General features: G+C 46.6%; 15 protein-coding genes. 7 read left to right on the top strand and 8 right to left on the bottom strand.

What is annotated here, in order from left to right; all coding sequences use genetic code 11:
- The first annotated feature begins 3 nt into the window (after window positions 1-3).
- Window positions 4-1,401 carry an APC family permease gene (locus GV64_RS02785; protein ID WP_020584690.1) on the top strand — a complete coding sequence of 466 codons (1,398 nt, stop codon included), beginning with the start codon at window positions 4-6 and terminating at the stop codon, window positions 1,399-1,401.
- Window positions 1,402-1,440: 39 nt separating this feature from the next.
- On the opposite strand, the gene GV64_RS23550 is transcribed toward GV64_RS02785, so the two are convergent.
- A complete protein-coding gene (locus GV64_RS23550) occupies window positions 1,441-2,340 on the bottom strand; it encodes a LysR family transcriptional regulator (RefSeq protein WP_020584691.1) in 900 nt (299 codons plus the stop codon).
- 228 nt (window positions 2,341-2,568) lie between these two features.
- Complete coding sequence (gorA, locus tag GV64_RS02775) at window positions 2,569-3,936, bottom strand: glutathione-disulfide reductase (protein ID WP_020584692.1); 1,368 nt, start codon at window positions 3,934-3,936, stop codon at window positions 2,569-2,571.
- 916 nt (window positions 3,937-4,852) lie between these two features.
- Here gorA and GV64_RS02770 point away from each other — a divergent pair.
- Entirely contained in the window at window positions 4,853-5,212 is a 360-nt protein-coding gene (locus tag GV64_RS02770) for a nuclear transport factor 2 family protein (protein ID WP_034843964.1), read from the top strand.
- A 489-nt stretch (window positions 5,213-5,701) separates the two neighbouring features.
- On the opposite strand, the gene GV64_RS02765 is transcribed toward GV64_RS02770, so the two are convergent.
- On the bottom strand, window positions 5,702-7,384 hold the full coding sequence (locus GV64_RS02765; RefSeq protein ID WP_051087858.1) for an NAD-dependent malic enzyme: 1,683 nt from the start codon (window positions 7,382-7,384) through the stop codon (window positions 5,702-5,704).
- A gap of 722 nt (window positions 7,385-8,106) precedes the next feature.
- Between GV64_RS02765 and GV64_RS02760 the strand changes: the two genes are divergently transcribed.
- Window positions 8,107-8,631: a hypothetical protein gene (locus tag GV64_RS02760; RefSeq protein WP_152553904.1), complete on the top strand. Its 525-nt coding sequence runs from the start codon at window positions 8,107-8,109 to the stop codon at window positions 8,629-8,631.
- Between the two features lie 56 nt (window positions 8,632-8,687).
- Here GV64_RS02760 and GV64_RS02755 read toward each other — a convergent pair whose 3' ends face one another.
- Window positions 8,688-9,611 carry a DMT family transporter gene (locus GV64_RS02755; protein WP_020584696.1) on the bottom strand — a complete coding sequence of 308 codons (924 nt, stop codon included), beginning with the start codon at window positions 9,609-9,611 and terminating at the stop codon, window positions 8,688-8,690.
- 255 nt (window positions 9,612-9,866) lie between these two features.
- Between GV64_RS02755 and GV64_RS02750 the strand changes: the two genes are divergently transcribed.
- The 4 genes from GV64_RS02750 to GV64_RS02735 all read left to right on the top strand — a co-directional run bounded on the left by GV64_RS02750 (window position 9,867) and on the right by GV64_RS02735 (window position 14,760).
- Entirely contained in the window at window positions 9,867-10,196 is a 330-nt protein-coding gene (locus GV64_RS02750) for an ArsR/SmtB family transcription factor (RefSeq protein WP_020584697.1), read from the top strand.
- Window positions 10,197-10,268: 72 nt separating this feature from the next.
- Window positions 10,269-11,138: an amidohydrolase family protein gene (locus GV64_RS02745; RefSeq protein ID WP_034843961.1), complete on the top strand. Its 870-nt coding sequence runs from the start codon at window positions 10,269-10,271 to the stop codon at window positions 11,136-11,138.
- A 213-nt stretch (window positions 11,139-11,351) separates the two neighbouring features.
- Window positions 11,352-13,538 (top strand): zinc/cadmium/mercury/lead-transporting ATPase, encoded by a 2,187-nt coding sequence (locus GV64_RS02740; RefSeq protein ID WP_201772459.1) that lies wholly within the window; start codon window positions 11,352-11,354, stop codon window positions 13,536-13,538.
- Window positions 13,539-13,596: 58 nt separating this feature from the next.
- Window positions 13,597-14,760, top strand: a complete 1,164-nt coding sequence (locus tag GV64_RS02735) for a pentapeptide repeat-containing protein (RefSeq protein WP_020584700.1) — start codon at window positions 13,597-13,599, stop codon at window positions 14,758-14,760.
- A 30-nt stretch (window positions 14,761-14,790) separates the two neighbouring features.
- Here GV64_RS02735 and GV64_RS02730 read toward each other — a convergent pair whose 3' ends face one another.
- The 4 genes from GV64_RS02730 to pstB form a co-directional block, all read right to left on the bottom strand.
- Complete coding sequence (locus tag GV64_RS02730; RefSeq protein ID WP_020584701.1) at window positions 14,791-16,254, bottom strand: HlyD family type I secretion periplasmic adaptor subunit; 1,464 nt, start codon at window positions 16,252-16,254, stop codon at window positions 14,791-14,793.
- Window positions 16,255-16,263: 9 nt separating this feature from the next.
- Complete coding sequence (locus GV64_RS02725) at window positions 16,264-18,432, bottom strand: type I secretion system permease/ATPase (protein WP_020584702.1); 2,169 nt, start codon at window positions 18,430-18,432, stop codon at window positions 16,264-16,266.
- A gap of 273 nt (window positions 18,433-18,705) precedes the next feature.
- The gene (gene phoU / locus GV64_RS02720; protein ID WP_020584703.1) at window positions 18,706-19,440 is read right to left on the bottom strand and encodes a phosphate signaling complex protein PhoU; all 735 of its coding nucleotides are present in this window, start codon (window positions 19,438-19,440) and stop codon (window positions 18,706-18,708) included.
- Between the two features lie 58 nt (window positions 19,441-19,498).
- Complete coding sequence (gene pstB, locus GV64_RS02715; protein ID WP_034843960.1) at window positions 19,499-20,539, bottom strand: phosphate ABC transporter ATP-binding protein PstB; 1,041 nt, start codon at window positions 20,537-20,539, stop codon at window positions 19,499-19,501.
- Window positions 20,540-20,542: the final 3 nt, after the last annotated feature.

Genomic DNA, 20,542 nt, shown 5'->3' with positions numbered 1-20,542 from the left:
GTTATGGACACCAATAATAAATCCCGCATAGGTATTGTCGGGATCGTTTTTTTTATTTTATCCGGATTAATTGGTATCGACGGCCTGACCGCTTCCGCAGCGGTCGGGCCCTCCGTATTTGGTTGGTGGGCCATCATTCTTATACTTTTTGTCCTGCCCTATGTGTTGATTACCTGTGAGCTTGGCTCTGCCTATCCTGGTGAGGGCGGTGTCTACGACTGGACACTGGAAGGTCTGGGTGAAAAAAACGCAGCTCGTGTCGCATGGTATTACTGGATCAATGTCCCCTTCTGGATGCCTTCTGTTTATCTTCTCTGCGCAGGTATGCTGGCCGAACTGTTTTACCCGGCAATGTCAACCTGGGGAATGATTGCCATTGCACTCGTTCTGGTATGGGCAACCATCCTTATTGTGAATGCTTCTCTGGACTTTGGACATCTCGTGAATAACCTAGGAGGACTTTCCAAAGTGCTTTTGCTGGTTGTCATGGCAGGTGGTGGTATGTATTACGCCTCTAGCCATGGGGCTGCAAATGAGCTGACGCTGTCCTCAATGATACCTTCCATGGACGCATCTTTCATGTACGTTCCTACCCTTATCTACATGCTGGTTGGTGTTGAAACCATTGCCTGTCTAACCACATCAATGAAGAATCCGAAGAGAGATATGCCCCTGGGAGTTCTGATTGCCATTGGTATTATCATTCTGCTCTATGCTGCGGGGATTTCCTCGATGATGCTGGCATTACCACTTGAGGAACTCAGCCTTGTTGGCGGGATGGTGCAAACGTATACCATTCTGTTTGGAGAATCCGGCATGGGGCGCCTTGTTACTATTATCTTGTCACTTATTGCCATCTTTGCCCTCTTTACCTATCTCATTCCATGGATTATGGCCTCCTCCAGAGCCGCAGCCGAAGCAGCAAAGAACAGTGAAATGCCAGCTATTTTTGCCGTTAAAAACAAGCATGATGCCCCCTATGGCGCAAACATGATGACAGGTTATGTTTCCACAGGGGCCTTGATTGTCTACGGATTCATGGCAGGCACAGCAGATGACCTGTTCTGGTCTCTGTTTGCTTTCGCGAACTTCCTGCTCTTTGTGACTTACCTGTTCCTGCTGGCCGCTTTTGTAAAGCTGAGAAAAGTGGCTCCAGAAGTTGAACGTCCCTTCAGAATTCCCGGAGGTGATACTTTCGCACTGTTCTTTGCCCTGGTGCCAGGTATTGTTCTTGGCTTCGGTCTGATTCTGTTTGTTTTTCCCGATATTCTGAGTGCCAGAATAGACTGGGTCTACTCTGGTCCAACGGTGATAGCACTGATCATTGCCGTTATGATTATTGAGTTATCTATTGCCCGACTCAAAGGCAAAGCGAATAGACAGGTTCACGCTGCAGCTTAACGGTAAAAAACAAGGCTTCCATCACTATATGGAAGCCTTCTAAGCTGACTTTTCCAGAGGCGAATAAGTATCCAAAACCCACTGATGCAATTGCTGAATCAAAGGGCGTTGATAAACTGCATTCATAGAAGCGATATAATAACTCACACAAAAGACTTTTTTGTCGGATATCGGAGTCAGTAAGCCAGAGTCTAGCTCTTTTTTGCAAAACAGCGGGTCCGCAATAATCACCCCCTCACCTTCCACTGCCGCTTCAATGGCCAGACTGAAGTCCTCATAAAGCGTACCGCTGTTACTGTCGATTCCCTCCACTTTATAACGTGTAAGCCATGCGGCCCAGGTTTCTCTGTCTTCGCCATGGACTAGATGAGCATTACGTAAGAAATCCAGAATATGGTTATCTTCAGTGTCTTTCAGAATTTGCGGGCTGCAGGCAGGAAATCCATAAAGATCCATTAATTGGGTTGTATGGATTTCCCTCCAGGAAGGGTGACGCTGATAGTGTATAAGGAGGTCAACCCGGTGTGGAAACTTGGGTGGCAGGTAGTGGCTGGTGACCAGTTCAATATCTTTTAGGTTAAAACGGTTTCTCAGCTCCTGTAGTCGACCACGCAGGCACTTAGCAGCAAACGTTGGCTCACATTGAATAACAAGACGATCAGTCGGTTTATTTTCCTGCAACGAAAGGCAAGCGTCGTGCAGTATATCCATTGCCTTGCTACACGCAGGTAGTAACTGTTGCCCCTGCTCTGTTAATAACATTCGTCCTGCACTGCGCTCGAAAAGATCCAAGCCAAACCACTCTTCAAGATGTTTGACCTGCTGACTCAGAGCACTGTGAGACACACAAAGCTCCTCAGAGGCTCGACCAAGGTGCTCATATCTTGCAACAGCTTCAAATGCCTTGACTGCATTCAGCGGGGGAACCTTTCTCCGCACTCGTTTTTTTCTCCGAATCCGACACAAACAGAGATACAAAGATCAAGGCCTTCCAACCTGTAAACCTTTGAGAAAATCTAGCTATTATGCGGATACCGGAGCTTACATGTGCAGACCCACATCAAGGTATCAGGTAACTCTTAATGTGGGCTTTCAGGTCATCATTTGCATAGGTGATGGAGAATGGCCGTTGATTTACTCATTCTCCGATTCGAAAGCGCGTTGTGCTCACCGCATTGTGACAAACTCTTCAGCAGAAGTTGGATGAATGGCAACGGTGTTATCAAAGTCAGCTTTGGTAGCCCCCATCTTTAAAGCCACGGCAAAGCCCTGAAGCATCTCATCCGCACCATGTCCAATAGCATGGATACCGACAATTTTTTCTTCTGCTCCCACAGTGACCAACTTCATGCGTGATGGCTGTCGATGACTGGTCAATGCGCTGTACATCGCCGTAAACTGGCTGGTGTAGACTTTGACATTCCCGTCACCGTACTCCTCACGGGCAGCCAGTTCACTTAAACCCACGGTGCCAATCGGGGGGTGACTGAAAACAACTGTGGCCACATTGTCGTAGTTCAAATGCTCATCCGGCTTATTATTGAACAGGCGCTCCGACAGACGACGACCTGCGGCAACAGCAACTGGAGTCAACTCAATCTTGCCGATGTTGTCACCTACAGCATAAACCCCGTCAACATTGGTATTCTGGTACTTATCAACAGGAATGTAACCCCGTGCATCAACCGTAACACCTGCTGCAGCCAGGTTGATGCCAGAAGTATGCGGCTTACGGCCTACAGCCCAGATCACGGTATCAACATTGACTGAATTACCATTTTCCAAATGAACAGTCAGACTCCCATCGTCTTCTTTTACAACTTCTCTTGGTACTGAATGAGTATGTAGCTGAGGACCTTCAGACTCCATTACTTCTACCAGCGTATCCGACAGCATCTCTTCAAAATTACGCAGAGGTTTGTGTTTACGAACCAGCAGGTGCGTTTCACTGCCCAGTGCGTGTAACACACCGGCCAGCTCAACAGCAATGTAACCTGCACCCAGAACAGCCACCCGACCAGGGCGCTCGGTCAATTCAAAGAAACCATCGGAATCAATACCGTACTCTGCTCCTGGAACGTCTGGAATCAGCGGCTCACCACCGGTTGCAATAGTGATATGGTCAGCTGTGTAGTACTCACCATTAACTTCTACGGTTTTTGCGTCAACAAAGCGTCCATAGCCGTTTATAACGGTAATTTTATTGTTACCCAGAACTCGCTCATATGAAGCATGTATGCGGCTGATGTAAGCCTCCCGACTTTCGACGAGTTTACTCCAGCTGAACGATTTCAACTGCTCTTCAATACTGATATCAAAGCCATAGTCAGGCCCATAACGACAGGCATCAGCAATTTGTCCAGCAAACCACATGGCTTTCTTAGGAACGCATCCTACATTTACGCAGGTTCCCCCCAAGTGCTTAGCCTCTACCAGCGCCACTTTTTTACCGTACATAGCTGCACGATTTGCTGAAGCGATACCACCGCTTCCACCGCCGATTACCAGATAATCAAAGTGGTTTGATGTCGTCATTTTATTGTCCTGATCATTGCAGAGTTGGCAAAAGCCTGCTGGGGAAAATCTCTGATTACTCTATAAGGTCAAACTACCTGATTTAAAGTATCAATGTGCATTTGATACCTATAACGCAACATGAGCAACCCTCTTGATCACCTGAAATTACTAGTATGACTATGCTAGTCCATATGTGTTACGTACATTCCGAAGGTTACGTTCAGTGAGTAAACGCAGTAACAGGAAAACAACACCAGACACCTGTCTATAAAATATTAATTCCCTATTTACCCCTTATTTACCAAGGCCTGCAAAGCTTTTTATAAAAACTGGCACGTCAATTGTATTATGTCAGGCGAGAACAAAAATCGTCAAAACATAACAACAACAATAATGACGACTCCCAGCCTACAAAAATAATAATATAAGGTCGGGTGACTCAAGCAGACAGGTTTGCACGGTACCTCAAGGTAGCCGACAAACAGGAACGAGAAAGCCGAGAAGACTGACTGAGCCTGGGAACAGGCTACAAAAGGCAGCGCGGGCATTCGACAAGGAAGAAATAAAGAGCTTCTGTGTATCTGTAAACCTGTCTGTTTGTTTATTTTCTCAATCCCATAAACTGCTTCTCTCCCCTTTTGGATTAACTACCTACTTTATTCTCTATGAGCATGTCGGGCTTAGCCAACAGTAGCGAGAAAAAGTCCAGTTTGAGCCATTTTCTATGCTGGTTTGAGGCGAATATTGCTTCTATTCAACGAAAAGCAGCATAAAAAAGGGCTAAACCCAGCTTTTTCGTAGTAGCTCAGTGTCAATTTCTCCAGGCTCCCAGCCACTATCCAACCTGTGACAACTTGAAGCAGGTCGATATGTCGAGTTAGTGCTATGTTGTGAGTTTTGGGTATCTACTCACAAACCATTGGCATCTCACATTATGACAAACGATGAACAGGTTGAAGCCGCCAGAGCCTATGTTGCTCTGTCCAATGCCCACAGGCTGGACTGGATATCTCCGATGCTTGATGAAAGTGCCAGCTACTACTCTGCATTTCTTGGTGACTTCCAGGGAAAGAGTGCCATTCTCGATATGATGACCACTTTTTTTTCAAAAATCCCCGACGTGAACTGGCATGTCAACAGCTACCGAAATCTGAATGGCAGTTGTGTAGAACTTGAGTTTGTTAGAACGGGTACTGATATTGAGTCGGATGAGTCGGTGAATGTACCAGGCATAGAAAGGATCTTTTTCTCTAACGAAGGACTGATCTGTCGTATAGAAGTGCATAAAGCTTGAACCATTTTAGCCTGTTACCTTGGTTACAAACTTCACAGCTCAATACTCAACAAGTAACAGATCAAACTTGGATTTATGAAACAAACAGAAATACAAAAAATATTTTCTATTTGAAAATCAGAATGTTAAAAGAAATTTATCATTTTTGGCACACCCTTTGTATATGACCAAGCGCAAACAAAAAACGCCAAACAATAACAACAACATGGCGAATTCTGACCACCAATAATAAAAATACCAGGTCGGAGATTAAAGCAGATAAGTTTGCGGAATACTGAAGGTCATCAACTGACAGATATGATGGAATGTTAATTAGATTGCCGCAGTCTTCAATGAAGACTGCACCAAAAGGAAGGCAACGGGAACATACCAGACATCTGTCAGCGAATAACAATAATAAAGATGCCTGGTAGTTTGTAAACTTATCTGCTTACCCCTTCTTTGTAGCGCCTCCTTATAACCACAGTCCCTTTCTTTTAACCGTTACCTTCAAGAGTCAGAAAGATAAATCCTGCTGTACTCAGGGCTCCAGCGCTTTGCTCTGACCTTTGCCTCCAATGCGGTTTGTTCACATTTCGGAGCAAGCCCTTCTTCCTGAGCCTTCCTGGCCACAGCAACCGCTATTTCACAGGTCACCTGGTGAATACGATTCAGCTCAGGCAGTAATGCCGCTTCTGGATTCATAATGGCAGGTGAAGCCATGGCCAGTGTTTCTACCGCTGCATCCAGCATGCCATCAGAAACTCTTTCAGCATCACCAGCCAGAACACCAAGGCCCAGTCCCGGGAAAATGTAGATATTGTTACACTGCGCTACCGGGTAACGGTTACCATTGTACTCAACCGGATCAAATGGGCTTCCGGTGGCAATCAGCGCACGTCCTTCACTCCACTCAATAATGTCTTCAGGTGTTGCTTCAACCTGACTGATTGGATTTGAAAGAGGGAAGATTATTGGCCGCTCATGATTCTCAGCCATCTTTTCGATCACTTCCCGAGTGAACAGCCCTGGCTGACCAGAGACGCCGATAATGGCATCGGGCTTACCATGGGTAACCACTTCCAGAAGCCCTGGGTTCTCATTACAGCCCCACTGACTGAGATCTTCACTACGCTGCACCAAGCGCTGCTGGAATGGTCTCAGGTCTTCCATTTGATCATTCAGCACACCGTAGCGATCCACCATGAAAATCCGCTGACGGGCTTCTTCATCACTCAGCCCTCGACCAACCATCAGGCGGATCAGCTGCTCTGCAATACCACAACCGGCGGACCCAGCTCCCAGGAAGGCGACCTTCATATCCTCTAGAGACTTACCAGCAGCCTTGGCAGCAGCCAGCAGTGATGCTGCGGTTACACCGGCCGTTCCCTGAATATCGTCATTAAATGAGCAGAGTTCATCCCGGTATTTTTCCAGCAGGGGCGTTGCATGATTGATGGCAAAGTCTTCAAACTGCAGAAGCGCTTTTGGCCAGCGACGCTTCAGGGCACGAATAAAGTCTTCTACAAAAGCAAAGTATTCATCATCCGCGATTCGCTCATGACGCCAGCCAAGATAATTTGGATCATTCAATAGCTGACGGTTATTGGTGCCACAATCCAGCACGATAGGCAGTGTCTTGTTGGGTGCAATCCCACCAACGGCACTGTATAGAGACAGTTTGCCGATGCAGATTCCCATGCCACCAATACCCTGGTCACCCAGACCCAGAATACGCTCACCATCGGTAACCACAATTACGTCAATATTACGTTTGAAGTTGGCCAGCATCGCTGAAATATGTTCACGCTGGGGGTATGAGATGTAGATGCCTCGTGGTCGACGATAGAGGTCACTGAAACGCTGACAAGCCTGTCCGACGACCGGGGTATAGATAATTGGCAGCATTTCCTGAAGGTGACGCTGCAAAAGGGCATAGAACAGTGTTTCGTTGGTGTCCTGTAAGGAACGCAGGTAGATATGCTTAAGTATAGGGGTAGGCTTAATCGCGAAGGACTTATAAGCTCGACGACACTGCTCCTCCATCGACTCCACCCTTGGCGGCAGAAGCCCATGGAGATCCAGCTCACTACGCTCTTCCATAGAAAAAGCCGTCCCTTTATTCAGCAGGGAGTTTTCCAGCAACAACCGGCCTGTTAAGCCAGTATGGATGCATTGGTCGTGTTCGCTCATTTTTTTCCTACGTTTTGTCAGCCAGTGTGTGACGTGAACTGTCGATAAAGCAGTCTGCATCAGCAAGGGCACAAAGGATAATCCTTAGTACAGGAGCAGAACAAACGGAATAACCGAAACAATCAAACAATCACATCTATATAAAGTCGGCAGCAACTGTCTGAGAAATATGCTGTCTAAGCGGTTTTGTCACTTCTTAATGGCGCTGGAGGTCAGCCATTTGTTACCTCACAGGTATCATTGCTACCTACTGTGGGAAACAGGTAACAAATAACAACATATAAAACGCTTATTATTTGATCACGGAAAGACGCACAACCATTCGGAAACTACGTACCACAAGGCGTTCAATAAATTTCTCTACTTTTGGCACGACAGTTGTATTAGTAAAGACAACAAGAATAAATCACCCACAATAAAAACAATAACAGGGTTTAGCGTCGACTCATCAAAACAATAATAAGGTGTCGGCAGTAACAAGCAGATGGGTTTACAAGGTGCTTTTTTGCGGACGCAGCACCAATACGGATACCAGGAAGCTTAGAAGATCAGCTAAATCCGAAGCAATATCGGAAAGGCGGCCAAGCACTACTGGCAACACGGAAGTTCTACAAAGCTATTATCCACACAGCTTGCAAACCCATCTGTTTGTTTTCCTTTTAGCCTCCCCACTTCACTTTTGATGACGATGCTTTCCCTGCAAATCCTGAGCGAAGGCCTAAATGTCAGTATCTGCAAAAAAATATCTGAAGCATGAAATGTTGGTCTGCGGATCCTCCAATACACTGCTAAACATGTTAATTGCCTGGTTATTACTGAAAGATGGCAGCCCCCTTGCATGGAAGGGAGAACATAGTTTTGTTGTGGATATGATCGCAACTTCATTTCTGCTGTCATTCATCATTTCTCTGATCCTGATTTCGGTTAACCAACGCAAGCTGACTAAAGGAAAAGTATCAGAAATAGACTTTGGCCCGGGATCACGGCTTCAGAGGTGGGTAAATCGCCTTCCTGCCAACAAATTTGGTAGTGCTTTGTGCTTCGGGCTATTGGGGTTGCTTGTCGCGGTGCCGTTACCGCTTATGAGCTTTGTCGTACTCGGGGTGGAAGTATTTGCACCGCTCGATTACGCAATTTTTAAAGGTTTTTGGGCCGGAGCTCTCTCAACAATACTCGTTGTACCCATAGTAATGTCAGCCCTTCGCCCAAAGTCACAAGGGTATTCTGTCATCAAGCTGGCTGACTGATAAAAATGGCCAGGCACCCAGTGTCTGGCCATCCATACTCTGAGCCACAAGCTATTTTAAGCCGTGCTTCGTCCTCTGGGTCGCCTGAGTTGTGATAACAACATGCCAGCCATCATCAAGGCGCAACCCACCACACCTCTTGACCCAAGTTGCTCATCCAACAATAACCAACCTCCAAAAACGGCAAAGACAGCTTCCAGACTCATAATAATTGCCGCATGGGAGGAAGCTGCATCTTGTTGGGCAATGATTTGAATCGTAAAGGCCACACCTGTGGATAAAACACCGGCGAATAGCAAAGGCCCAACACTTTGCGTTATGGCATCAAGACTGATGGGCTCCAGATAAAGAGCAACCAGCAGACTGCAAAGGGCTGTCATGAAAAACTGAGTAAGTGACAGCCTTAACGGATGCACATGCCGGGACAGCCAGCCAATAAGCAGAATTTGAATAGCGTACATAAGCGCAGAGCCCAAAGTAAGCAAATCCCCTTTATTCAGACTCAGGCCATCGTTTACCGTCAGGAAGTAAAGCCCCGCCAAAGCAATAGCCCCGCCCAGCCAGGTTACAGGACGAGTACTATGCCCAAAGCAAATTCCAAGGATTGGCACCAGAATAATATAAAACCCGGTGATAAACCCGGAATTACCTGCTGTCGTGTACAACAGGCCAACCTGTTGAAAAGAAGAAGCCAGAAACAACACAATGCCCGTGATAGGCCCCCACTTTAACAAAAGATGATTGTCGTATTTCTTTACCGACTCAACACCAGATTCTTTCTTGCCATTTTTTTTAGCAGAGAACGCTTCCAGAAGAAAATACACAGGAAGCAAAGAGAGAAAGCCCAATGCAAATCGACAGGCATTGAATAAAAATGGGCCTAAATGCTCCATACCTTTGATCTGAGCGACAAAGGCAAAACCCCAGATAGCAGACACCATCAACAACAGAAGATCCGCTCGAAGCGCTTTGGTTTTCACAGAGTACAACCCGATCAGTGCCGGCCATCCCCCAGGTAGCAACACTGGATGGGCCCGATTATTTATTGGTTCAGACAGGTACAGCGATCAGGTCGCTGTTTATTTTTATTGTCTGATTTCTATGTGGAAGCATTGTGCCACCAGCATTCCTTGGCGAAAAGAGGGAGAAAAGAGGTTATGCAACAGAAAATAGACTAAGTAACTAGAGCACAATATCATTACCAGTCATTGTTTCTTCAGGATTCGGGCAAGCCTATGGTCGATATGCATCAAACTTGTTGTTCTCTGCTGCCAGAGCTATCTGACACAGACATAGTGCGACTGGCAAAGATTTTTCAACTATTGGGTGATACCAAGAGACTGCAACTGGTGATCGCCTGTCTGGAAGAACCTCAGCCGGTTTGTTGTCTGTCTGAGATATCTGGCATGTCCCAGCCATTAACCAGTCACCACCTCCGCAGCCTGCGGGAGGCCAGAATCCTAAAGTCGACCCGAAAAGGTAAGCAGGTACTCTACGAACTGGATGACCACCATATCCGTCATGTCATCCTTGATCTGGCTAATCATGTTCAGGAACAGGATTGATTAACCTGGCAAGCAGTCAAACTTGGCTGTATTGAAAATAATATAACCAAAAGAACAAGAAAGGATCAAACCATGCCAATGCCTGCAGATGTCGGTGTTATAGACCTGATGCTAAGCATTCCGGGAGAAGATAACAGTCAGTGGTATGAGTACATGAAACCCATGCTGCTGGATGAGGAAAGTCGACACCTGTTCAAAATGCCAGCGCAGTATATGTTCAAAGATATTCCTGCCGCAGATACCAACGACTACATTGCCTATACCATCACCCAGATGGATAAGCACAATATTGAGCGGGCAATGATTGGTTTGGATGATCATAATGAGTCAGCTAAGACGGCTCTGGAAAAATACCCTGACCGATTCTTTGCATCCTACGAAGCGAACCCAAATAACGCGATGGATGAAGTAAGGAAGATTGAGCGACTCCATAGGGAGTATGGTATTAAGGCCGTCACTGGCTTTCCATCCGGTCTATGCCCTCAGGTTCCTATTAATGACAAGAAGTGGTATCCCATTTATGCCAAGCTGGTTGAACTTGACCTGCCACTCTGTGTTTGTGTCGGAGTTCCTGGCCCCCGTTTGCCAATGGCCCCCCAAAAGGTAGAGCTACTGGATGAAGTCTGCTGGTTCTTCCCGGAACTGAAAGTGGTCATGCGCCACGGTGCTGAACCATGGGAAGATCTCGCCTGGAAGCTGATGTTGAAATATCCCAACCTCTATTACTCCACCAGTGCTTTTGCTCCACGCTTTTATCCTGAGTCCATCATTGAATTTGCCAATACCCGAGGTGCTGACAAAATTCTCTATGCCGGGTACTTTCCCATGGGGCTGTCACTGGAGCGTATCTTTAAGGAGATGCCTGAAGTTCCATTCAAAGACCATGTCTGGCCTAAGTTTCTTCGTAAGAATGCGGTAAAAGTATTTAACCTCCCCTGCTGATTTTCCTTTTACAGGCCTGAAGCCACCTCTGGTTATCAGGCCAAGCCTCTATCTTCTAATCTTGAAATTACCCAGAAAAGGCAGATCTGTCTCATTAGTCTTGACGCACCAAACATATAAATTTATATTTATATAAAATCATTCTTATATATTGCGAGTAAAGTCATGTCCTCTTGCTCAGCTAATCACAGCATCAGCTCACAAAGTGACGCAATGAAAAGTGGTTGCGCCGCATCCTCATGCTGCAGCAATAACCGCACACCGTCAGATACATACAAAACCGGGAAGCAGGGTAGGTTGGATCCTGGTGGTATTCAATTGAGCTGGGTTATCACTGGTATGGACTGCCCAAGCTGTGCCGCCAAAATAGAGAATGCGGTAAAAGGCCTGAAAGGGGTTACCCAGGCTCGGGTCACTTTTGCAACAGAGCGCCTGCTGGTTGTGGCTGAAGATAATGCCAGCATTAGCGATGACATTCTTAACACTATTCGAAGACTGGGCTTTGCTGTCAAAGAAGATGGTACATCTGCATCCACTTCTGACGGCTTTCTGAAAAAATACTGGCGCATCATTTCACTGGCCATTGTCATGCTGGTTGCGGCTCTGATTCAGGGCGTCTTTCCCATGGCAGGAGAGGTGCTTTTCTATTTGGCAACCCTATGGGGACTTTACCCTGTTGCAGCCAAAGCATCCCAGTTAGCTAAAAATGGTACTCCCTTTTCCATCGAAACCCTGATGAGTATTGCTGCTATTGGTGCCCTGTTCTTGGGTGAAACGGTTGAAGCCGCTATGGTGCTCCTTCTGTTTATGGTGGGTGAACATATGGAAGCTTTTGCCGCAGGGCGAGCTCGCCAAGGTGTCCAGAAACTGATGGAGTTGACACCAGAAACCGCTTATCAGATTGACACTGAAGGAAACAAGACGGAAGTTTCTGCCCATAGCCTGATACCAGGCGACATCATCGAGATATTGCCTGGCAGTCGTCTACCGGTGGATGGTGAACTATTAACACCGAATGTCAGCTTTGATGAAAGCGCTTTAACCGGTGAATCCGTCCCAGTGGAGCACGATGCTGGTGACAGTGTTATGGCGGGATCGCTGTCTGTGGACCGTGTTGCACGACTCAAGGTGATTTCAAAACCCGGAGAAAGTGCTGTTGATCGCATCATTCGCCTTATCGAAGAAGCTGAAGAGCGCAAAGCGCCGGTAGAACGGTTTATTGATGCTTTCAGCCGCTGGTATACACCGTTAATGATGCTCATGGCAGTATTGGTGGCCTTTATTCCTCCGCTTGCATTTGGAGAACCTTGGGTAGAATGGATCTATAAGGCGCTGACTCTGCTGCTGATCGCCTGCCCTTGTGCACTGGTTATTTCAACACCGGCAGCAGTCACCTCAGCACTGGCCAGAGCATCTCGAAATGGCGCATTGATTAAAGGTGGCGCGGCCCTGGAACTATTAGGGTCAGTAAAAACAGTTGCTTTCGATAAGACCGGCACTCTGACGGAAGGCAAGCCTGTCGTCACCCATATAGAATCATTTGATCATTTAGACCAGGATGTCCTTCGACTGGCAGCTGCGGTTGAATCAGGTTCAACTCACCCTCTGGCAAAAGCCATCGTAGCCAAGGCGCAAGAGATAGACATTCTCCTTCCTACTGCAAGCGATGTTGAAGCTAAGGCGGGGTTGGGCGTTCAGGGAGTCGTTGAACGTAAAACCATTGTTGTTGGTTCTCCACGTCACCTGAAAGACAGTGTTGATCTCATTGCCGGAGCCGAGCAAAAGCTTGAGCAGCTGGAAGCCCAGGGTAATACCATTGCAGTGATCACAGTTGATGGTGCTCTGGCTGGTTTTATCGCCTTGCGGGATAACCCAAGAGCCGATGCCCAGAGGGCAGTTGCCTCTCTTAAAGCCATGGGTATCAACAGTGTCATGCTGACTGGAGATAACCCTCGTGCAGCTGCAGCCATCGCCGGGCAATTGGGCATGGAATACCGCGCTGGCTTACTGCCGGGTGATAAATCCACCGAAGTAGAGGCATTGAGAGAAGCTGGTAGAGTCGCAATGATCGGTGATGGCATCAATGACGCTCCTGCTCTCAAAGCGGCGGATATTGGTATTGCCATGGGTTCCGGAGCCGATGTTGCACTTGAGACGGCCGACTGTGCACTGACCCACAACCGGATAGAAGAACTTGCCGAACTGATTGGTTTATCACGCTCCACCATGGCCATCATTCGTCAGAATATTGTGCTGGCAGTGGGGAGCAAGGCGGTGTTCCTGGTCACGACTCTGCTGGGTATGACCGGCCTCTGGGTTGCTGTTCTCGCCGACACCGGAGCAACTGCACTGGTAACTGCCAATGCCCTTCGGTTATTGAGAAATAAAAAGAAAAACTAAACCTTTAACCCTCTCGGGCGACTCAGAATGAAATGAGTTCGTCCGGAGATTCACACCTGTGTCACAGAAAAAACGTCCACCGTCAAAGAACAAAAAAACCTCTTCCAAGCCAGGTCATCATGCTTTTGTAGACAGTATTCTGGATACTGATGGCTCAAAAACCTCCGGATTAAAAGCCAGTAAGCGCATTAATGTAAAAGGTGTTGGGAATTATCAGGTCAAAGAGAAGTCTGGGCTGGCCTCCCACCTGGAGCAGGAAAAAGAAAAAGCAGCCCAAAAGCGTGAGTTACTGGAGAACCTGCATCCCGGCTGGGCGGCACCTGACGGTGCTGATTTCACCAGTGTCTCATTAATCAATCGTGACCTGGAGCGCATGCGTTTCAAAAACAGTTTGATGAAACGCTGTAAGTTCAGGTCCAGTAAACTCCGTGGGGTTTACTGGAAAAACTGTGACCTCCGCGGTGCTGACTTCAGACAGGCAGACCTTCGGGACTGCATTCTGGATGGCTGTAACCTGAATGGCGCTGATCTACGCAATGCCAATCTGACAAATGCCAGAATCATAGATACGGATCTCTCTGCCGCCAACTTTGATCACGCCATTCTGAATACAGCCGTTATTGAAAGCTGCGACATGGCCGCCCAGACCTTCCACAACAGTTCGTGTCAGGAAATACGCCTATACAACAGCCAGATTATTCATGGCTTCTTTGATAATACTGATTTCACCAAGTCAGAGATTCAGGATATGGAGTTTCGCCACTGCACGCTCACCAAAACATCGTTCAATAACGCAAACATCAACAACACATCATTCAAAGGGTGCGAAAGCTTTGATGAGGGTCCCTCATTTTCACACGCTAGAATCAGTGAAGTTACTATGACTGACTGCGATCTTCAGTCCGCTAATCTGGCCAACACTCAAGTAACGGAATGCCTCTGGGAGCGGGTGAATCTAACGGATGCTCAGTTGGATAACACTGTTTTCAACCAGGTTAATTTCAGCGAAGGCTCTTTTACCGACTGTTTCAGTGTTGAGAAAGCGCCAACATTTAATCACTGTCGCCTGGATCATCTGCTTATTGAGCATACCGACCTGACGAATGCGCTTTTTACAAAAAGCCGTTTTATTGGTGCAGTTATTCGGGATTCAGACTTTGAAGAGTGGCATCTTGAGCAGACTGGCGTTGATGCGGAAACCATCATTGAGGGCCATGAGTGAGCCATACCAGGCTCACTCATTACTAAACTGCTATCGCTCTGTCAGGGCATTTTGCTTCGCTCTCAAGATTGGCTTCAGCAGGTATGCCATGAGCGTCTTATCCCCGGTAATAATATCCACATTCGTTCTCATACCAGGAATGATAAGCAGTGGCTTTTCAGGAGAGCCAACAAAATTATCTTTTGTTCTTATTCGTACAATATAAAAGCTTTCACCTTTTTCATCTTTGATAGTATCAGCACTGATATGCTCAACATCACCTTCCAGACCACCATAAATAGCAAAGTCATAAGCGGTCAGTTTTACAATGGCTTTCATACCCTGACGCAGAAACCCTATGTCTTTTGGCTGTATTTGAGCCTCAATTAATAAATTGTCTTCCAGTGGTACAATTTCTATCAAACTCATCCCTGGCTGCACCACACCACCAACAGTGGTGACATGGATTTTTTTCACAACGCCATCCATGGGTGAACGAACCAGGGTGCGGTCTACCTGATCTTCCATAGCGTTATGTGATTCATTGAGTTGGTCAAGGTGAACCTCAGTTTCCTTCAGTTCCTGAACAATGTCTGACCGGTATTTCTGGATAACCTCTTCCTTGCGCGCCAACGATTCCTGATAACCTGCCCGTAACTTGGGAATACTTAGCTCAGTCCTGCGTTTTTCTGACTCCAGATCATTCACTCGCTGTCTCAACTGAATCAGCTCAACCTTGGATACAACTCCCTGTTCAGCCAGTGGAACTGTGAGCTCAAGTTCATCCTGCCCCAACTCAAAACTGGTCGTCAAAAATTTCAGTTGATCTTCTGCAGAATTCAATTCGTGTTGCGCTTGGGCAGCTTGCTCACTGGCGACATTAAGCTCGGCACTGAAGCGGTCTGCACGCTGATTGTAAATATCCCTCTCTCGCTCAATATATTCAGGATGATCACTCAAAGCTTCCGGGAAATTTAATGTATCACCCGAGAGCTCCGCTTTGAGCCTGGCAGCCTTTGCCAACTCACTGTGATACTCAATAGCACTCTCCCGAAAGCTGGAAGAAAAACGAGTATCATCCAATTGCATCAACGGCTGCCCTGAAAGAACCTGCTCACCTTCTGTAACAAAAACTTTCTCAAGAATACCTCCCTCCAGATTCTGTACGACCTGAAGTCGGGAAGATGGAATGACAATCCCCATTCCGCGGGTAATTTCATCCAGCCGCGCAACACTGGCCCAAATAATGGCGGAGAAAAGAGCCAATAACATGGTATAAATCAGTAAACGACCACCTCTTGGTGTCTTCATGAGCATGGCTGCATTGGCATCAGAGATATACTCCATATCCTCTTCCTGGATATTGTCGGACATACCTTCCATTGCCATCTCATTTTCTTCAGACAAACCCTCAACCTGATTACTCTCAGGTTCTGATGAGTCAACCATAGGGTCCTGCTGATTCACTAACTCATTCCCTGAGCTATTTTGCTTTCCATCGCTATCGGTGCTCATATTTCCAACCTAGTCAATTTTCAACTTACCCTGTTTCAACGCTGCATGAACCTGATCCTTAGGTCCATCCGCCACCACACGACCGCTGTCTACAACAATTAACCGGTCGACCAGGTCCAGCATTGAGGCTTTATGAGTAACGAGTATCAATGTCTTGCCTTGACACCGAGTCTTCAGCTGCTCCTTCATTCGCAGCTCTGTGGTGTTATCCATAGAGCTGGATGGTTCATCCATCACCAGAATAGGCGGATTCATTAATAGAGCTCGCGCCAGGGCAATACTTTGTCGCTGCCCACCTGAAAGATTCTGTCCCCGTTCACCCACAATCATATCCAGACCATTGGGATGCTTATTGGCAAACTCAGTTACTCCGGCGATCTCAGCTGCTTCCAGTAACTGGCTGTCCTCAACATGGTTTGCGCCCAAGGTGATATTGTCCTTAATGGAGCCGTAGAACAGCGTTATATCCTGACTGACACAGCCAATACTGGAGCGCAGATCGGTTGGGTTGATCTGCCTCAAATCAATACCATCAACACGTACGGCACCCTCTTCAGGTTCATAGAGCCCCAAAATCAGCTTTTCGATAGTCGTTTTACCGGAACCAATTCGTCCGATAATGGCAACCTTCTCACCGGCTTTGATCTTAAGATTAATATCCCGGAGGGCTTGAATTTCCTGCTCGGGGTAAGCAAAGTTGACACCATCAAACTCAATGCTGCCTTTTAAGTCGGGGCGATTAACATAGTCTCGCTCATCATTACGCTCTGTTGGCATGGCCATGACCTGATTCAGACCATCCAGAGCCGATTTTGATTGGTTATAGCGGGTTGCCAATCCGGCAATCTGAGCCATTGGTGCCAGGCAGCGGCCTGAAAGCATCACCGATGCAATCAACCCACCCATGCTCAACTCACCTTCGGAGATCAGATAAACCCCCAGTATGACCATCCCGATATTTGCTATCTGCTGAACATAGGCACTGAAGCTGGTAGCAGAAGAGCTAAGCAGCTTAGTTTTAATGCTCCAGGTCGCAATATGGCTAACCGACTTTTCCCATTTGTATTGAATATCGCTCTCAGCCTGAGCAATTTTAAGCGCTTCCATTCCGGAAAGGCTTTCAATCAATGTGGCATTTTTCTGCTGGCTGGACCGAAGCGTCTTATCAATGGATTGCTTTAGTGGCTCCTGAATAAGAAAGCTGTAGAGCCCAATAATGATCATGGCTACCAGTGGAATAATGGCAACAGGCCCACCCAGCATGAAAATTACGAAAAGAATGATACAGGTGAAGGGCAGGTCGACCAGAGCAGTAACTGTTGACGAGGTAATAAACTCACGAATACTTTCGAAATCCTGCAGGTTCTTAGCAAATGAACCAACTGATGTGGGCTTGGCTTTCATACTCAAACCCAGTACCTGTTCCATAATGATGGAGGAAAGCAGGATATCTGACTTTTTGCCCGCTAAATCAATAAAATAACTTCGCACCATTTTCAGAATAAAATCAAAGCTAAAAACAATAAATGCACCGATGGCAAGAACCCAGAGCGTATCAAACGCCTGATTGGGCACCACCCGATCATAAACATTCATAACAAACAGCGGGCTTGCAACAACAAAAATATTGATGAGTAATGATGCCAGAAGGACGTCTCGATAAATCCTCCATGAGCCAATAATGGTACCCCAAAACCAGTGCCTTGATTTAACATTTAATTTCTGTGGGGTTCGACGATCGTACCGATGCTTTTCACGAACATAAATAACATAACCACTGTAGAACGCTTCTAATTCCTCAAGACTGATACTTCTCGTTCCCTCACCTGTTTCCGGCATCACGATTTTAGCAATACCTTTTGAGTGGTCAACTTCGGTCAAAATACAGGCTTTTCTTTTATTCAGTAATAAAACAGCGGGAACAACCAGTGAAGAGATTTCTGAAATACCCCGTTTATGGACTTTACAGACTAACCCAGCTCTTTCAGAGGCCCTGATAAAGACCTCAGCGGTAAATTTCCCACCTTCAAGAGGCATACCAGATTTAAGAGACTCTCTGGAATACGGGTTACCGTAATAGCGGGTTAACAAAGAAAGACATTCGAGAAGAGCATCGCTCTCGGCTGGTTGTTCATCGGGAATATCCCAGCCCTCATGAATAGTACTGGAGTGATTCATAGCTACCTGCTGATTGTTTCATCCGTGTTTTCTTACGAGATCGTTTCAGCAACAAACAGCATGATTGCCTGAAATACATTATTAACTATAGGTTAGTTTAATTTTTAAAATCATTTAAATAATACAAGAAATAAAAAAGAAACCATCTAACAACATGAAGATTAATAATAAATCAGATTATTCTAAATTAAAAAAACGGATATTCATTAAATGAAAATATCCGCCACAAAAACAACATCAATAAAATAAAAAGAATACGCGACCTTACACAAACTAGTCATTCAGGTGATTATCAAATACTTCTTCTTGCATCCGCTTAAGGCCAATATGTCTGACATCCGTCCCTTTCACGAGATAAATAACGTACTCAGCAATATTTCTGGCATGATCTCCAATACGCTCCAATGAGCGTAAAACCCACATGATATTAAGCACTCTGGTGATGGACCGGGGATCTTCCATCATATAAGTGACCAGTTCACGGGTTGCACTTTTGTACTCCCGATCAACGGCCTTATCTTCCTTGGCTACTGCCAGCGCTTTCTCAGCATCAAATCGGGCAAAAGCATTAAGGGCATCCTGAGTCATCTGGCTGACATGACTGCCTATATGACGTGTTTCGATATAGCCTTTTGGTGCTTCACCCTGTTCCGACAATTTTATGGCGAATCGGGCAATTTTAGCCGCCTCATCACCAATACGCTCCAGGTCCGTCGCCACTTTGGTACATGCCAGAACCAGACGTAAATCACTGGCTGCAGGCTGACGACGAGCCAGAATTCTTGAGCACTCCTGATCGATCGCGATTTCCATAAAATTAACATCGTTGTCTTTTTCACAGACAACGATGGCCAGATCACTGTCGGCATTGATAAGTGACTCAATAGCATCACTGACCTGCTTCTCAACCATGCCGCCCATAGACAGCAGATTATTACGAAGCTCTTCCAGTTCATGGTTAAACTGCTGGGAAATATGGTGGGTCAGTAAATCGCTTTGGTTGGGCATGGGTAATCCTTCGAGGCTGCTCAGGGTCTTTGAGATTTAGGAAGAAAATCAGCAACACTCAGCCATAACGGCCAGTAATATAGTCTTCAGTCTGTTTCTTTCGGGGATTAGTGAACAATCTATCCGTATCACCATACTCAATCATTCGCCCCATATACATAAATGCGGTGTAGTCAGAAACCCGCGCCGCCTGCTGCATGTTATGAGTGACAATCACAATGGTAAACTTGGACTTCAGCTCATTGATTAACTCTTCAATCTTCAGTGTGGATATTGGGTCAAGTGCCGATGCAGGCTCATCCAGAAGCAATACTTCGGGTTCCACAGCAATTGTCCGGGCAATAACCAGGCGTTGCTGCTGTCCCCCAGACAGGCCCAGTGCACTTTCATGCAGGCGATCCTTCACTTCATTCCAGAGAGCCGCCCCTTTCAGTGCCCACTCCACAACCTCATCCAGCACCCGCTTTTTGTTGATGCCCTGAATCCTCAGGCCATAGGCAACATTCTCATAAATACTCTTTGGAAATGGGTTTGGTTTCTGAAATACCATCCCAACCCGACGACGAAGGTCGGCCACATTAACCGATTTCTCGTAGATATTTTGCGGATCGTCAGAAGAGCTGGTGAGCAATATCTGGCCGTTCACACGGCAGCCATCCACCAGATCATTCATCCGATTCATACTGCGTAACAACGTGGATTTACCACAACCTGAAGGTCCGATAAACGCCGTTACGCGCTTTTGTGGGATCTTCATGGAGATATCAAACAGTGCCTGCTTCTCGCCATAGAACAGGTTCAGGCCAGAGACCTCCATACTGGTCGGTTCATGCTCAAGATTGAGTACAGAACGACCGCGCCCCAGCGAGTCAGGATTAAAAGCCCTGGAGAATCCGGAAGGCTGTTCAGGACTGTTGGCCTGAACAGGAGCATTGGCGCTGCTATCCACTGAAATACTGGCTCGCTTTTCAAGACTGTTTTCAGGATACGTTATGGAGGTTTTCACGGTAAGTGCCTCTCTCAGAGTCTTATTCAGGCTTTCATCCAGCTTTTCATCAAGAGCCTCTTCCGACTTTTTATCAATGACGTCATAAGCCATAGT

This window comes from Endozoicomonas elysicola, from assembly GCF_000710775.1.
GTDB classification, from domain to species: Bacteria; Pseudomonadota; Gammaproteobacteria; order Pseudomonadales; family Endozoicomonadaceae; genus Endozoicomonas; species Endozoicomonas elysicola.
This window is presented reverse-complemented; position numbering and strand designations above follow the sequence as displayed.

Excerpts from the sequence above, each read along its gene's own strand:
- GV64_RS02745 (WP_034843961.1), top strand. The coding sequence starts at position 10,269 with ATGCCAATGCCTGCAGATGTCGGTGTTATAGACCTGATGCTAAGCATT.
- pstB (WP_034843960.1), bottom strand. The coding sequence starts at position 20,539 with ATGGCTTATGACGTCATTGATAAAAAGTCGGAAGAGGCTCTTGATGAA.
- GV64_RS02750 (WP_020584697.1), top strand. The coding sequence starts at position 9,867 with ATGGTCGATATGCATCAAACTTGTTGTTCTCTGCTGCCAGAGCTATCT.
- gorA (WP_020584692.1), bottom strand. The coding sequence starts at position 3,936 with ATGACGACATCAAACCACTTTGATTATCTGGTAATCGGCGGTGGAAGC.
- GV64_RS02725 (WP_020584702.1), bottom strand. The coding sequence starts at position 18,432 with ATGAATCACTCCAGTACTATTCATGAGGGCTGGGATATTCCCGATGAA.
- phoU (WP_020584703.1), bottom strand. The coding sequence starts at position 19,440 with ATGCCCAACCAAAGCGATTTACTGACCCACCATATTTCCCAGCAGTTT.
- GV64_RS02730 (WP_020584701.1), bottom strand. The coding sequence starts at position 16,254 with ATGAGCACCGATAGCGATGGAAAGCAAAATAGCTCAGGGAATGAGTTA.
- GV64_RS02770 (WP_034843964.1), top strand. The coding sequence starts at position 4,853 with ATGACAAACGATGAACAGGTTGAAGCCGCCAGAGCCTATGTTGCTCTG.
- GV64_RS02785 (WP_020584690.1), top strand. The coding sequence starts at position 4 with ATGGACACCAATAATAAATCCCGCATAGGTATTGTCGGGATCGTTTTT.
- GV64_RS02740 (WP_201772459.1), top strand. The coding sequence starts at position 11,352 with ATGAAAAGTGGTTGCGCCGCATCCTCATGCTGCAGCAATAACCGCACA.
- GV64_RS02765 (WP_051087858.1), bottom strand. The coding sequence starts at position 7,384 with ATGAGCGAACACGACCAATGCATCCATACTGGCTTAACAGGCCGGTTG.
- GV64_RS02760 (WP_152553904.1), top strand. The coding sequence starts at position 8,107 with ATGTCAGTATCTGCAAAAAAATATCTGAAGCATGAAATGTTGGTCTGC.